12 protein-coding genes and 1 riboswitch are annotated in these 13,853 nt (G+C 75.3%); of the genes, 1 reads left to right on the forward strand and 11 read right to left on the reverse strand.

Annotated elements, in window-relative coordinates; all coding sequences use genetic code 11:
- Window positions 1-42: 42 nt before the first annotated feature.
- Window positions 43-375 carry a Sec-independent protein translocase subunit TatA gene (gene tatA, locus OM98_RS10700; protein WP_010534620.1) on the reverse strand — a complete coding sequence of 111 codons (333 nt, stop codon included), beginning with the start codon at window positions 373-375 and terminating at the stop codon, window positions 43-45.
- 116 nt (window positions 376-491) lie between these two features.
- Complete coding sequence (locus OM98_RS10705; protein ID WP_245528770.1) at window positions 492-2,510, reverse strand: WYL domain-containing transcriptional regulator; 2,019 nt, start codon at window positions 2,508-2,510, stop codon at window positions 492-494.
- 78 nt (window positions 2,511-2,588) lie between these two features.
- Between OM98_RS10705 and OM98_RS10710 the strand changes: the two genes are divergently transcribed.
- On the forward strand, window positions 2,589-3,752 hold the full coding sequence (locus OM98_RS10710; RefSeq protein ID WP_029362815.1) for a DUF3866 family protein: 1,164 nt from the start codon (window positions 2,589-2,591) through the stop codon (window positions 3,750-3,752).
- 68 nt (window positions 3,753-3,820) lie between these two features.
- On the opposite strand, the gene OM98_RS10715 is transcribed toward OM98_RS10710, so the two are convergent.
- The 9 genes from OM98_RS10715 to OM98_RS10755 form a co-directional block, all read right to left on the reverse strand.
- On the reverse strand, window positions 3,821-4,249 hold the full coding sequence (locus tag OM98_RS10715; protein ID WP_010534623.1) for a PH domain-containing protein: 429 nt from the start codon (window positions 4,247-4,249) through the stop codon (window positions 3,821-3,823).
- Window positions 4,250-4,292: 43 nt separating this feature from the next.
- Window positions 4,293-5,150, reverse strand: coding sequence for an ATP phosphoribosyltransferase (gene hisG / locus OM98_RS10720; RefSeq protein WP_010534624.1), 858 nt, complete (start codon window positions 5,148-5,150; stop codon window positions 4,293-4,295).
- Between the two features lie 71 nt (window positions 5,151-5,221).
- Window positions 5,222-5,485, reverse strand: coding sequence for a phosphoribosyl-ATP diphosphatase (locus OM98_RS10725; RefSeq protein WP_010534625.1), 264 nt, complete (start codon window positions 5,483-5,485; stop codon window positions 5,222-5,224).
- A 62-nt stretch (window positions 5,486-5,547) separates the two neighbouring features.
- Window positions 5,548-6,267: a nicotinamide riboside transporter PnuC gene (pnuC, locus tag OM98_RS10730; RefSeq protein WP_010534626.1), complete on the reverse strand. Its 720-nt coding sequence runs from the start codon at window positions 6,265-6,267 to the stop codon at window positions 5,548-5,550.
- 101 nt (window positions 6,268-6,368) lie between these two features.
- Window positions 6,369-6,487, reverse strand: a riboswitch (FMN riboswitch).
- A gap of 132 nt (window positions 6,488-6,619) precedes the next feature.
- Window positions 6,620-7,309 carry a ribulose-phosphate 3-epimerase gene (gene rpe / locus OM98_RS10735; protein ID WP_010534627.1) on the reverse strand — a complete coding sequence of 230 codons (690 nt, stop codon included), beginning with the start codon at window positions 7,307-7,309 and terminating at the stop codon, window positions 6,620-6,622.
- On the reverse strand, window positions 7,306-8,955 hold the full coding sequence (locus tag OM98_RS10740; protein ID WP_010534628.1) for an RsmB/NOP family class I SAM-dependent RNA methyltransferase: 1,650 nt from the start codon (window positions 8,953-8,955) through the stop codon (window positions 7,306-7,308). The genes rpe and OM98_RS10740 overlap by 4 nt, the downstream gene beginning before the upstream one ends.
- On the reverse strand, window positions 8,952-9,917 hold the full coding sequence (gene fmt / locus OM98_RS10745; protein ID WP_010534629.1) for a methionyl-tRNA formyltransferase: 966 nt from the start codon (window positions 9,915-9,917) through the stop codon (window positions 8,952-8,954). The genes OM98_RS10740 and fmt overlap by 4 nt, the downstream gene beginning before the upstream one ends.
- A 48-nt stretch (window positions 9,918-9,965) precedes the next feature.
- Window positions 9,966-11,651 carry an SLC13 family permease gene (locus tag OM98_RS10750; protein ID WP_010534630.1) on the reverse strand — a complete coding sequence of 562 codons (1,686 nt, stop codon included), beginning with the start codon at window positions 11,649-11,651 and terminating at the stop codon, window positions 9,966-9,968.
- A 95-nt stretch (window positions 11,652-11,746) separates the two neighbouring features.
- Window positions 11,747-13,840, reverse strand: coding sequence for a primosomal protein N' family DNA-binding protein (locus OM98_RS10755; RefSeq protein ID WP_010534631.1), 2,094 nt, complete (start codon window positions 13,838-13,840; stop codon window positions 11,747-11,749).
- Window positions 13,841-13,853 lie beyond the last annotated feature (13 nt).

Below are 13,853 nucleotides of genomic sequence, written 5' to 3' on the forward strand. Positions count from 1 at the left end.
CTCAGGGTCCGGGGCGGTCGGTGTCGTCCGGGGTCGACGGGATCAGTCGCGACGGTAGGAGTCGTCGTTCTCGGGGGCGCGGACGGTCTCGCGCTCGGCGGCGGCCTGGTCCTCGCGGGGGTCGTACTCGCGGGCCGCGGGGCGCTCGGACCGCTGCTCAGAGGTGGACCCCGCGGGGTTCTGGCGGCGGGGGCGATCGTCCTCGTCCTCCTCGCCCTTCTGCTCGTCGCCGCGCAGCTCCTCGACCTCGCTCTTGAAGATGCGCATCGACTTGCCGACGTTGCGGGCGAGGCCCGGCAGCTTGTTGGCGCCGAAGAGCAGCACCACGAGCAGGAGCAGCAGGATCAGGGCCCAGGGATTGCGGAACAGATTCATGGAGGTACCTTTCAACAGCACCGACGGACGACGGTTGGCGGCATGGTCCCACAGCGGACCGGGAGGTCGCCGAGAACCGTGGCCGGCGACGGTTCCCATCGCGGGATGGGCACTGCTCAGGGTATCGCGTCCGGGGCGCCGTGGCGGGAGGCGGTCTCCCGCGTCACCATCACGATCGTGTCTCTCAGCGCGGGCGGGCTCAGCACCTCGGCGGCGCCGGCGGCCTCCAGCACGGCGTCGACCAGGGCGGCCCGCACCGGGGCCTCGAGCCGCGCGTAGACCACGGGGGCCTGCTCCCCCGCGGCCGGGGCGTCGCGCAGCTCGGCCGCCTCGAAGGCCTCGGCCACCCAGCGCGCGGGGGGCTCCAGGCGCAGCCAGACCCCTTCCTCGACGATTCCGGAGAGGTCCACCACGGGGGTCGGCTCGTCGCGGTGCTGCACTGCGCCGGGGTCCAGCACCTCGACCACCCGGTCCAGGCGGAAGCTACGACGTCCCCCGGCGAGCTCGCAGTCGGCCAGCAGGTAGGAGCGAGGACCGGAGGTCTCCAGGCGCAGCGGGTGGATGCGGCGGACGCTGGTGCCGGGACGGTCGGGGGCGGAGTAGCGGATGGTGAGGCCCGGTCCGGCCTCCCCCTCGGCGGTGGGCAGGGCGGCCTGGACGGCGGCCAGCACCCGCTCGGCGCGGTCGCCCGCGGGCTCGGCCCGCCCGGCGGGATCCGCCGCCGCGGGGACGGCGACCTCGGCCGACGGCGTGACCGCCTCGACGCTCGGATCGATGCTGGCCAACAGCTTCGCGCGGGCCGAGGCGAGGACGGCGGCGGTCTCCCCCGCGGAGGGCTCGAGCGCGGCGATCCCGGCCAGCAGCGCGGTGACCTCGGCGGCGCTCAGTCGCAGGCCGCGGCGCAGCGGCTCGGCGTTGCGCACCCGCACCACGCCGTGCTCCCACTCCGCCTCGATCAGGTCCTCCCAGCCGGTGCCGAGGTCCCCGCAGAGGAAGAGGATCTCGAGGTCCGCGACCAGCTGCTTCTCGCTGATGCCGACGGCGGCGGCGAGCTCGGCCAGCTCCACCTCCCCCCGCTGCATCACGTAGGAGGCCTCGGAGATCAGGCGGGAGAGCCGGTCCGTGCCGGTGGTGGTGGTGCGGATGCGGCGCGGCACGCGGGGGCTCGCGCTCTCCAGCGGGGCGGTGTCGGCGGGGCCCGCGTGACGCTCGGCGACGGCGTTGAGGACGCAGGCCAGCTCCTCGCGCCAGGCGGCGGGGACGAGCAGCTCGATCCAGCGGGCGTCTCCGAGGATCTGGCGCCGGGCGGCGGCCCGCGGCTGCGGGGGCAGGGTCACGGTGGGGGCGTCGAGGGCGGCGCCGGCCCGCTCGCGCAGGGCGAGCGCCTTGAAGGGCTCCACCCGCAGCTCGGCGGACGCGGTCTCCGAGGAGGGGTCCTGCGCGCCGAGGGCGGAGGCGATGTCGAGGTCCGCGGGGCGGGGCCGGGTGGCGGTGCCGCCGCGCTCGGGGAAGGACTCGATGCGGGAGGCGCGGAACAGCCGGGAGGCCTCCCGGTCCAGGTCCCAGCCCAGCAGGTACCAGTGCCCGTCGTGGACGCCGACCACCCAGGGCTCCACGCGCCGGTCCTGCAGCTGGCCGCGGGCGCTGCGGTAGGCGAAGCCGACGGCGGTGCCGGCGGTGACGGCCTCCAGCAGCGGGGAGAGCACGGGCAGCGACTCCACGGCGCCGCGGGGGGTACGGCGCAGCAGGTCGGGGTCCGCGTCGTGCCCGAGGCTGAGCAGCTTGGCGCGCACCCGGCGGGCCGCTCCCCCGGCGGCGGCGTCGTCCCAGGCGCGGCTCGCGGCCAGCAGCACCGTGTACTCCTCGGTGCTGAGGTCGAGCACCGCATCGGCCTCCGCGGCCTCGATGCGGTAGTAGACGGTGTTCTCGTCGAAGAGGTCCGCCTCGGTGCGCAGCGGCAGCCCCAGCTCGAGGATCTGCGCCTTGTCGCGCTCGAACATGCGCTCGGCGGCGGTCTCGCTGGGGGCGTCCGCGTACTCGGGGATCACCGTGAAGAGCTTGGCGCGGTCGATCCGGCGTCGCGAACCGATCGTCATGATGACGTTGAGCAGTCGTTCCACACCTCGGGCAGCCACCGCGCCAGCCTAGCGGGCGCGCAGGGTCCGGCCGGGGAGGTGCGCCGCCGGGCTCCGCGTGCCCTCTACGCTGGGCGCATGCTGCATTGGGAACGCGGGACCGTGGTCGCTGGGCGGGACTCCTGGCCGGGGGTGGCCCGGCTGCGGGTCCGGCTCGAGGACCATCCGGGGACGGCGGAGGCGACGACCGCTGCGGCCGCGGCGGCCGCGGACGGCGCCGTGATCGATGCGCTCGCCTACCCCGAGCTGACGGGGACCCCCGAGCCCGGGGAGACGGTGCTGCTGAACACCAATGCCCTGCGTCGCGGCCTGGGCACCGGCGGGGAGGCCCTGGTGATCGCCCGCCCCGACGCCCTCCCGGCGCCGGAGACCCCCGCCGGGCACATGATGAAGGCCCGGTACACCCCGCAGCAGACGATGGTCGACGCCCTCGACGACCCCGCGAGCCCCCACCACGCGGTGATGGCCGCCGCCGAGTCGCTGGAGGGCATGCCGGTGGTCGCCACCGACCTGCACTCCTCCCTGCCGGCGGTGGTGGCCGGGGTGCGTGCGACGGTACCCGGGGCGCGGATCGTGCTGGTCCACGCCGACGCGGCCGCCCTGCCCGCGGCCTATTCCCGCACGGCCGCGGTGCTGCGGGAGCACGGGCTGCTGGAAGGCGTGATCAGCGCCGGCCAGGCCTTCGGCGGCGACCACGAGGCGGTGACCCTGCATTCGGCCCTGCTCGGGGCGCGGCACGTGCTGGGGGCCGGGGTCGCGGTGGTGGTGCAGGGCCCGGGGAACCTGGGATCGGGCACCCCCTGGGGCTTCTCGGGTCTGCAGGTGGCGGAGGCGCTGCACGCGACGGCGAGCCTCGGCGGCGCCCCGGTGGGGGCCCTGCGGGTCTCCGAGGGGGATGCCCGCGAGCGCCACCGCGGCCTCTCCCACCATGCGGGGACCGCCCTGGGGCGTGCCTGCTGGGTGCCGGCCGAGCTGCCGGTACTGGCGCCGGTCGATCCCGAGTACAGCTCTATTCATGCGTCTATCAGGGAACAGGCGGATTCGATGATCCTGGCGCCGGCGGCGTCGCGCGGGGTGCACCACCGGGTGGTGGAGGTCGGTGCCGAGGGGCTGGGGGACGCGCTGGAGGCGCTGCCCCTGCGGCTGTCGACGATGGGACGCTCCCTGGCGCAGGACCGGGCGGCCTTCCTGCTGGCCGCGCTCGCCGGGCGCCGGGCGGCACGGCTGATCCCCCGGCCCTGAGCAACGCCCCGGGGACCAGCGACCTGCCCGGGTGACCCCCGTGGCAGGAGCGACGCCGCCGGACGGGCTCAGCCCGCGCCGGCTTCCGGTGCCGCCTCGCCCCGTTCCCGCACCAGGGCCGCGAGGCGGCGGGCGCCGGCGACCGCGCGACGGCCGTCGGAGCGCTGCAGGGCCATCAGCGGCAGGGTGGAGCCGTCGGCGAGGTCGAGGTGCGCCCAGGGATCGCCCATCGGGTAGCTGACCTGGATGATCTCCGCCCAGTCGAGCTCGCGGGTGGACAGGTGGTTGACCACCCGCAGGCGGTCGGGACCGGCCTCGAGCCGCACCCGCGCCTCCAGGTGGCACAGCAGCAGGCCCAGCAGAGCGAAGACCACCAGGCCCGCCCGGCCGTACCAGCTGAACCCGGGGATCACGACCGCCCAGAAGGTCACCCCGGCGAGGGTGATCAGGCCGGTCGCATAGCCGACGACCCGCACCATCCGGGGGCGGAGCACCACGGTGCCCGCCCGCTCCTCGGCGCGGTCGTCGGCCGTCAGGGGATCAGATCCGGCAGGCCTGGATGGCGGTGACGAGGATGGCGCGGGCGCCCACCTCGTACAGCTCGTCCATCATCCGGTGCGCGCCGCGGCGCTCGACCATCACCCGCACGGCGGACCACTCGCCGCCGTGCAGCGGGGAGACCGTCGGGGACTGCAGGCCGGGCGAGATCGCGACGGCCTTCTCGAGCTGCGCGGAGGGGATGTCGTAGTCGAGCATCACGTACTGGCGGGCCACGAGCACGCTGCGCAGGCGCCGCTCCAGCACCTCCAGGGAGCGGGCGGCGGCGCCGTCCAGCTCCATGCCGGGGCGGGAGAACAGCACGGCCTCGCTGGTCATGATCGGGGCGCCGAAGGTCTCCAGACCCGCCTGGCGCAGGGTGGTGCCGGTCTCGACCACGTCGGCGATGAGCTCGGCGACGCCCAGCCGGATGGAGGACTCCACGGCGCCGTCGAGGTGGACGACGTCGGCGCTGATGCCGTGGGCGGCGAGGTGGTCCTCGACCAGGCCCTCGTAGCTGGTGGCGATGCGGGCGCCGGACAGGTCGCCGAGCTCGCGGTCGGTGCCGGCGGGCCCGGCGAAGCGGAAGGTGGAGCGGGCGAAGCCGAGCGGCAGGATCTCGGTGGCCGGGGTGCGGGAGTCGGCCAGCATGTCCTGACCGGTGATGCCGACGTCCACGGTGCCCGAGCCGACGTAGACGGCGATGTCGCGGGGGCGCAGGTAGAAGAACTCGACGTCGTTCTCCTGGTCCACCACGACCAGCTCCTTGGCCTGGCCGCGGCGGCGGTAGCCCGCCTCCTGCAGCAGCTCGGCGGCGGGCTCGGACAGGGCGCCCTTGTTGGGGACGGCGATGCGCAGCACGGATCCTCCTTCGCCGCGCGGGGCGGCGGACGGCACGCGGGGCGATCGGCCCCGCGGCGGGGTGGGGTGGCTCAGAGGTGGCGGTACACGTCCGCCGGGGAGATGCCCTTGGCGAGCATCATCACCTGCAGGTGGTAGATCAGCTGGCTGATCTCCATCGCGGCGTCGTCGTCGCTCTCGTGCTCGCAGGCCATCCAGACCTCGGCGGCCTCCTCGACGATCTTCTTGCCGATCTGATGGACCCCGGCGTCGAGCTCGCGGACGGTGCCGGAGCTCTCCGGACGGGTGCGGGCCTTCTCGCTGAGCTCGGCGTACAGCGCCTCGAAATCCTTCACGGTGCCAGCGTACTCGGGGGCGCCGGAGCCCCGGGAACCGCGTCCCCGGGGCGGGACGGAGGTCACGCCTGGTCGCCCCCGCTCCGGGTGACGGTCGGGTCCAGGTGCGCGGTCTCGACGCTGACCCGTTCCACGCGGTCCTGGCGGGCCCGCACTCGCGCCCACACCACGAAGCCGGTGAGGGTGAAGATCCCGTAGAACAGGTACATGAAGGCGCTGGCGTAGTAGCCGGCGCTGACCAGCAGCGGCACCCCGACGATGTCGACCGCCACCCAGATCAGCCAGAACTCGACCCAGCCCTTGGCCATGCCGTAGGTGGCCAGCAGCGAGCCCATGAAGATCCAGGCGTCGGCCCAGACGGGCTCGTAGGAGCCCAGCGCGCGGAAGATCGGGGTCAGCGCGGCGGTGCCGCCGACCAGGGCGACCAGCAGCAGGGCACGTGTGCCCCAGGAGGCCCATTCGGGCTGCACGGCGGTGCCGCCGGCCTCCTTCGCCTGCCGCCAGCGCACCCAGCCGTAGATGCTGGTGGCGATGAACATGATCTGGCGGCCTGCCTGGCCGAGCAGGTTCACGGTGTCGGGGCTGCCGAACAGGGTGCCCAGGAAAACGGTCAGCAGCAGCAGGTTGCCGATGATGCCGACGGGCCAGGCCCAGACCTTGCGTCGCATCCCGCCCAGCGCGCTGAGCAGGCCGAAGACGTTGCCGAGCACCTCGCGGACGAGCAGGGACTGCCCTCCGCCCAGCTCGATCCTGGCGTCGAAGAGCCACTGCAGGAAATCCATCTCGGTCCTCTCTCCCGTCGGATGCAGTGGCTCCGGGGGACATAGGACATGCGGACCTGCGGATCACCGGGGCGCGGATACGCGCACGGGTGTCCCGTCAGGACGTGCGCCTCTCATCCAGGCTCTGACTGTCGGTGCCGGAGTTCCACCGGCTCCACCGCCGAAGCGGGTCGCGGACTATCACCGCCGGCTCGGACTTTCACCGACCCCGGAGCACGTCACGATGCGTGACCGGCTCAGCATAGACCCGCTACCCCCGGCGACCTGCTCCGGCGTGCAGCGGGTCTCAGCCCAGACCCGGCAGTCCCCGCGGACAGGACACAGGGCTCAGGGGACTGGGGTGAGGGGGTGCTCAGTGGGCGTGCCGGCCCTCGGCGGCGAGGCGGCGCAGGGTGGCGATCTCCTCGGCGGCGTCGCGGGCGCGGTAGATCGCGGAGCCGGCCACGAACACGTTGGCGCCGGCCTCGGCGCAGCGCTCGATGGTCTCCTGGCTGACGCCGCCGTCGACCTGGATGGAGACCTGTAGGTTCGCCTCGGAGATGGCCTTCCGGGCGAGGCGGATCTTGGGGAGCATGCTCTCCAGGAAGCTCTGCCCGCCGAAGCCCGGCTCGACGGTCATCAGCAGCAGCATGTCGAACTCGCCGATCACGTCGAGCAGCGGCTCGACGGGGGTGACCGGGCGCAGAGCCACGCCGACGGCAGCGTTCTTGCGGCGCAGCTCGCGGGCCAGGCGCACGGGGGCGTCGGCGGCCTCGAGGTGGAACGTGACGGAGTCGGCGCCGGCCTCGGCGAACAGCGGCGCCTGGGTGTCGGCGTCGTCGATCATCAGGTGGGCGTCCACGGGGATCGGCGCGTGGCGGGCGATCTGCTCGACCATGTCGGCGCCGAAGGTCAGGTTCGGCACGAAGTGGTTGTCCATCACGTCGACGTGGACGGCGTCGGCCGTGGCGATCGCGTCGACCTCCTCGCCGAGGCGCAGGAAGTCGGCGTTGAGGATGCTCGGGTGGATGTACTGGGTGTCGGTCGAGTACAGGGCGTTCACGGGCGGGATCCTTCCTCGGGGCGGGCGGTGTCGGTGTCGGTGGCGCCGGACCCGGTGCTGCCGGTGGCGGTGCCGCCGGTGCGGCGGAGCAGGGCGATGAACATCGCGTCGGTGCCGTGCACGTGGGGCCAGAGCTGCACGGCGGGCCCCTCCCCCAGCTCCACCTCGTCCTGGCGGGCGGGGAGCACGCCGGCGCGGACGGCCTCGCGGGCGTCGAGCTGCTCGACGTCCTCGCGGCGGCGCAGCACGTCGGCGACGACCAGGCGGGTCTCGGCCAGGTGCGGGGAGCAGGTGACGTAGGCGACGACGCCGCCGGGGGCGGTGGCGTCCAGGGCGGAACCCAGCAGCTCGCGCTGCAGCACGCCGAGCTGGCCGATGTCCCCGGGGCTGCGACGCCAGCGGGACTCGGGCCGGCGCCGCAGCGCCCCGAGGCCGGAGCAGGGCACGTCGGCCATCACCCGGGAGAAGCGCCCGGGCTGCTCGGCGCCGAGGGTGGTGCCGTCGGCGGTGCGGGTGGTGATCTCGCAGCCGGCCTCGACCAGGGTGGCGACGGCGCGCTCGACGAGCTCGCGGCGGTGCTCCTGCACCTCGGTGGCCAGCAGCTCGGCGTCGTGCTCGAGGGTGAGACCGCCGAGCACGGCGGTCTTGCCGCCGGGTCCGGCGCAGAGGTCGAGCCAGTGGCGGTCGTCCTCGGCGGTGACGAGCTCGTCGGCGCCGAGGGCGAGGGCGAGGGCCATCAGCTGGCTGCCCTCGTCCTGCACGGCGGCCCGACCCTCCTTCACGGCGTCCAGGCCACCGGGGTCGCCGGAGGGCCAGGAGGCGCCGAGGATGCTGAGGGCCGCCACGGAGGCGCCGCCGTCGATGAGCTCGTCGAGGTCGGTGAGGCCGGGGCGCATCACCAGGGACACCCCGGGGGCGGCGTTCTGGGCCTCGAGCAGGGCGGGCAGCTCGGCGCGGTCGCGGCCGTGGGCGGCGAGGGCGTCGCCGAGGGCGCGCACCACCCAGCGGGGGTGGGAGTGGACGACGGCCAGGTGCCCGACGAGGTCCTGCTCCGGGTCGGGGGCGACCTCGGCCATCCAGGTGTCGAGGTCCTTCTCGCCGACGCGCCGCAGGATCGCGTTGGCGAAGCTGGCGGCGCCGGTGCCGACCTCGGCGCGGGCCAGGGCCACGGTCTCGGAGGTGGCGGCGTGCGGGGCGACGGCCATGTCCAGCAGCTGGTAGGCGCCGAGCCGCAGCACGTCCAGCAGGGCCGGCTCGACGTCCTCGAGCCGGCGGTCGGTGCAGGCGGCGATGACGGCGTCGAGGCGGCCCTGGGCGCGCAGGGAGCCGTAGAACAGCTCCGTGGTGAAGGCGGCGTCGCGGCCGGAGAGGCGGTGGCGGCGCAGCAGGGAGGGCAGGACGAGGTTCGCGTAGGCGTCGTCCTCGCGCACGGCGCGCAGGCCCTCGAAGGCGACCTGCCGGGAGCCGGTGCTGCGGCGGCCGCGCTCGGAGGGGCGCTGCTGGGACCAGCCACGGCGGGGGCCGCCCTGGCCACGGGAGCCGGAGCGCTGGTGGCCGCGGTCGTTGCGGTGACCGCCGTCGCGGCGTCCGCCGTCCTCCCGGCGGGGTCGGCCGCCGCGGTCGTCGGGGCGTCGCTCGGGGCTCATGCGGTCTCCTGGGTGGGGTGCTCGGGAAAGGTCTCGAAGGCGGTGCCGGGGGCGAGGCCGGCGCCGCGGGCCCAGTCGGCGGCGGCCATCTCCCGCTTGCCGGGCGGGGAGAGACGGTCCAGCGCCAGCGGGGTGGTGCCGGTGCCGACCAGCAGGGCGCGCTTGGTGGGGTGCAGCTGCCCGGGGGCGAGTGCGGGGAGGTCGCCGGCGGGGGTCTCCCCCACGCCGTGCAGCTTGACCCGCTGCCCTTCCAACAGGCTCCAGGCGCCGGGGTCGGGGCTCATGCCGCGCAGGTGCGCGGAGACCTCGGCGGCGGGTCGGCGCCAGTCCACGCGGGCCTCGGCGGGGGTGAGCTTGGCGGCGCGGGTGGCGAGGTCGTCGTCCTGCGGGGTGAAGTTCGCGGTGCCGGCGGCCAGCTCGTCCAGCGCGCGGAGCAGCAGCGGGGCGCCCTCGACGGCCATGCGGTCCAGCAGCTGCCCGGAGGTCTCGGTGGCGCCGATGGGGGTGGCAGAGGTCGCGATGACGTCGCCGGTGTCCAGGCCCTCGGCGATGCGGAAGACGCTCATGCCGGTGCTGTCCTGCCCCGCGAGCACGGCGCGCTGGGCGGGGGCGGCGCCGCGCCAGGCGGGCAGCAGGGAGAAGTGCAGGTTGATCCAGCCGTGGGCGGGGATCGTGAGGGCGTCCGGCGGGATCAGGGCCCCGTAGGCGACCACGGGGGCGGCGTCCGGGGCGAGCTCGCGCAGCTCGGCCTGCACGTCCGGGTCCTTGAGCGTTGCGGGGGTGAGCACGGGCACGCCGGCCTCGAGGGCGAGCGCCTTGACGGGGCTCGGGGTGAGGCGGCGGCCGCGGCCCTGGGGCGCGTCGGGGCGGGTGAGGACGGCGACGACCTCGTGCTCGCTGTCGAGCAGGGCGCGCAGGGAGGGCAGGGCGGCCGCGGGGGTGCCGGCGAAGAGCAGTCGCATGATGCCCCCAGTCTAGGTGGGCGGGACCGGGACCCGGCGCTTCCGGGCTCAGAGCGCGAGGTCGAACACGGCGACTGCGAGGGTGCACGTGACCAGGGTGATCACCACGATGGAGAGGAGGTTCAGCCAGAGGCCCGCGCGCACCATCTGCGGGATGGTGACGTAGCCGGACCCGTAGGCGATGGCGTTGGGCGGGGTCGCCACCGGGAGCATGAAGGCGCTGGTCGCGGCGATGGCCACGGGGATCGCGAGCAGCATCGGGTCCACCCCGATGCCGGTGGCGACGGCCGTGGCGACCGGCAGAAAGGTGGCGGCGGTCGCCGTGTTCGAGGTGAGCTCGGTGAGGAACAGGACCCCGGCGGCGACGATCGCGACCAGCAGCACCACGGGCAGGCCGCCGAGCCCGGCGGTGACCTCGCCGATCCAGTCGGTCAGGCCGGAGGAGCCGAACTGGGCGCTGAGCGCCAGGCCGCCGCCGAACAGCAGCAGCACGCCCCAGGGCAGGGTCACGGCGGTCTCCCAGTCCAGCAGCCGCACCCCGCGGGCGGCGCCGGCGGGCACCAGGAACAGCAGCAGGGCGATGAGCATCGCGATGCCGGCGTCGCCGATCGGCGGCTCCCCGCCCAGCAGCACCGGCCAGAGCAGGGGCAGGCCCACCCAGCTGGCGGCGGCGAGGGCGAACAGGACCAGCACGCGCCGCTCGGCGCCGCTCATGGCGCCCAGCTTCCCGCGCTCCTCGCGGATCAGGGCGTCGCCGCCGGGGATCTCGTCCAGCTCGGGCCGGTAGATGACCTTGGTCAGCAGCAGCCAGGTGATCACCAGCAGCACGGCGGCCAGCGGGGCGCCCACCAGCATCCAGCGGCCGAAGCCGATGCGGACGTCGAAGGTCTCCTGCAGGTGCGCGGCGAGCAGGGCGTTGGGCGGGGTGCCGATGATGGTGGCGAGGGAGCCGATGGAGGCGGCGTAGGCGATGCCGAGCATCAGCGCGGTGCCGATGTTCGAGCGGATCACGGTGCCGGCCTGCGCGGGATCCTCCGCGCTCTCGTGGTCGACAGGGTCGTCCCCGGGAGGTCCCTCGTCCTCCCCCGCGACGGCCCCGAGGGTCGAGCGGCGGGTCTCCTCCGGCAGCAGGCGCGTGACCAGCAGCAGCACGGAGACGCCGATGGGCAGCATCATCACCGCGGTAGCCGTGTTGGAGACCCACATCGACAGGAAGGCGGTGGCCAGCATGAAGCCGAGCACCAGGCGGGCGGGGCTGGTGCCGATCGCCCCGACGATGGTCAGGGCGATGCGGCGGTGCAGGTTCCAGCGCTGCATCGCCAGGGCCAGCAGGAAGCCGCCCATGAACAGGAAGATGATGTTGTTGCCGTAGGAGGCGCCGACGTCGTCGAAGCCCACGTCCGGGGCGAGCACGGGGAACACCACCAGCGGCACCAGGGCGGTGGCGGGGATGGGCAGGGCCTCGGTCATCCACCAGGCGCCCATCAGCACGGCGACGGCCGCGGTGAGCCGGGCGTCGTGGGGGACGTCCCCCGGCATCACCAGGTGGACCAGCACCGCGAGGACGAGCCCCGCCAGCAGGCCCAGCACCCGGACGCGACGTGCGCGGCGGGGCACCTCCGGATCGTGGGCACCGGGCGCCCGCTCGTCGCGGACCGGGGTGCCGTCCGCGGTGGCGTCGCGGGCGGGCGCCTCGGGGGCCGGATCGTCGGGGGTTGGGGTGCTGCGCGGCATCGGAACCTCGTCGTCGGGGTCGCGGTCGTGCCCCGCACCCTACGGGAGGCCCCCGCGGGACGGCACCCGGGGCGCACCCTGGGGACGGGACCGGATCAGAACACGTCGGGAGGATCCAGGCGCACCCGCAGGGAGCCGCGGTCCTTGCGGGCGCTGCGGGCGGCGACCCCGGCGCGCAGGGCCTCGGCGAGCTGCGGGGCGCGGCCCGGCTCGATGCGCAGCACGGCGCGGGCGCGGCCGGCGTCCTCGGGGCGCTCGAGGTCCACGGGCCCGAAGACGGCGGTGCCGTCGGGCAGCTCGGTGCGCTCCAGGTAGCTGCGGGCGGCCTCCCGCTCCCCCACCACCTCGGCGGTGCGGGAGGTGGGGGGCAGATCCAGCTCGGCGCGGTCGTGCAGCACCCGCTCCAGGAACAGGTCGGAGCGGCGGGCGACGAGGTCGCGGATGGCGGGCAGGGTGGCGGTGCCGACCACGAGCACCTCCCCGCCCGCGGCGGCGGGGCGCGCCAGGGCGATGGCATTGCGCCAGCGGCGCACGGCCTCCACGTCGGCGTCGTAGGCGGCGCGGGCGAGCATCGCGTCGGCGTCCAGCAGCACGGCGGCGGCGTAGCCCGCGGCCGGGGCGGGCTCGGCGCCCGGGGTGGCGACGACGATCGCGGGGTCCTGCACCTGCTCGTCGGCGAGGGCGCCGTGCGCCCCGCCGGCGACCTGCAGCGGGACCTTCGGGAAGGCGCGGGCGAGCTCCTCCGCGGTGCGGGTGGAGCCGATGACCATGGCGCGCACCTCGGTGCGATGGCACTCGGGGCAGCGGTAGCCGTCCTCCCGGCGTCCGCAGACCCCGCAGTGCAGCGGCCCGGAGCGCCCGGCGAAGCTCAGCGGCCCCGAGCAGTGCGGGCAGCGCGCGCGGGTGGCGCAGAAGGTGCAGGCCACGGCGGGGACGTAGCCGGAGCGGGGCACCTGCACCAGCACCGGGCCGCGCTCCAGACCGCTGCGGATCACCCGCATCACCTCGCGCGGCATCCGGGAGTGGCCGGAGGGTCCCTCGCGCTCGCGCAGGTAATCGTCCATCGCCACCACGCGGGGGCGCTCCTCGGCGGCGGGGCGCGGCACCGGGGACAGGCGGCGCAGGTAGCCGCCCTCGATGAGCATCCGCAGGGGGATCGACTCGGAGGACGCCAGGAACAGCAGGGCGCAGCGCTCGTGACGGGAGCGCAGCTGCAGGATGGTGCGCATCTGCGGGTAGGGGGCGCGGGGCTCGGCGAGCAGGTCGTCGGACTCGTCGTAGCAGATGATCAGCCCGAGGTCGCGGACGGGCGCGAAGGCGGCGGAGCGGTTGCCCAGCACGATGCGGGTGGCGCCGCGCAGGATGCGGCGGAAGGTGCGGTAGCGCTTCTCGGGTCCCTCGGCGCCGGCGAGGACCTCGTGGGCGAGGCCGCGGGCGTCCAGCTCCCGGGAGAGGCGGGCGACGTCGCGCTGGTCGGGGGCGATGACCAGCCCGCCGAGGGCGGGGTCGAGGTCCTCGAGGGCGTCGGCGGTGACGACGGTCCAGGGGTCGGCCGGCTCCAGCACCAGGGAGGCGCGGGGCACGGGACCCTCGGGGTGGCCGGCCCGGGCGATGAGCGCCGCGAGGCCCGGGTGGATCGTGCCGGCGCGGGGTCGTGCCTCGGCATCCGCCCCTTCCGTCGACGTCTCCTCGGACGGGGTCCCGTCGGTCGGGGCCGTCTCGGTGTCAGCCGCCTCCGAGGCGGTTCCCGCGGCCTCCGCGGTCTCCTCCCCGTCCTCCTGCTGGGCGGCGAGCTCCTTCTCCGCGGCGGCGCGGTCGGCCTTCTCGGCGCGGGCGTGGCGGGGCGGCAGGGCCAGGCGCAGCACGTCGCCGACGCTGCCGGCGCAGCGCTCGGCGAGGTCCTCGCAGGTGGCCATGAGGGCGGGCGGCATCACCACGTCGTCGGAGACCAGGCGGGTCAGCGGGGCGAGCGGCCGGTCGGTGGTGGGCGCGGCGGCGCGCTCGAGGACGATGCCCTCGGTGTCCTTGCCGGAGAACCGCACCCGCACCCGCATGCCGGGGCCCGCGGCGGCGGTCTCCGGGGTGACGGCGTACTCGAAGGGCCGGTCCAGGTGGGGCAGCACCCCGATCAGGCGGACGCGGGCCACCGGCTCGTCCTCGACCACGGCGAAGCCGGCGGTGGTGCGCAACGCGCCGACCCGG

This window comes from Brachybacterium squillarum M-6-3, assembly GCF_000225825.1.
Classification (GTDB): domain Bacteria; phylum Actinomycetota; class Actinomycetes; order Actinomycetales; family Dermabacteraceae; genus Brachybacterium; species Brachybacterium squillarum.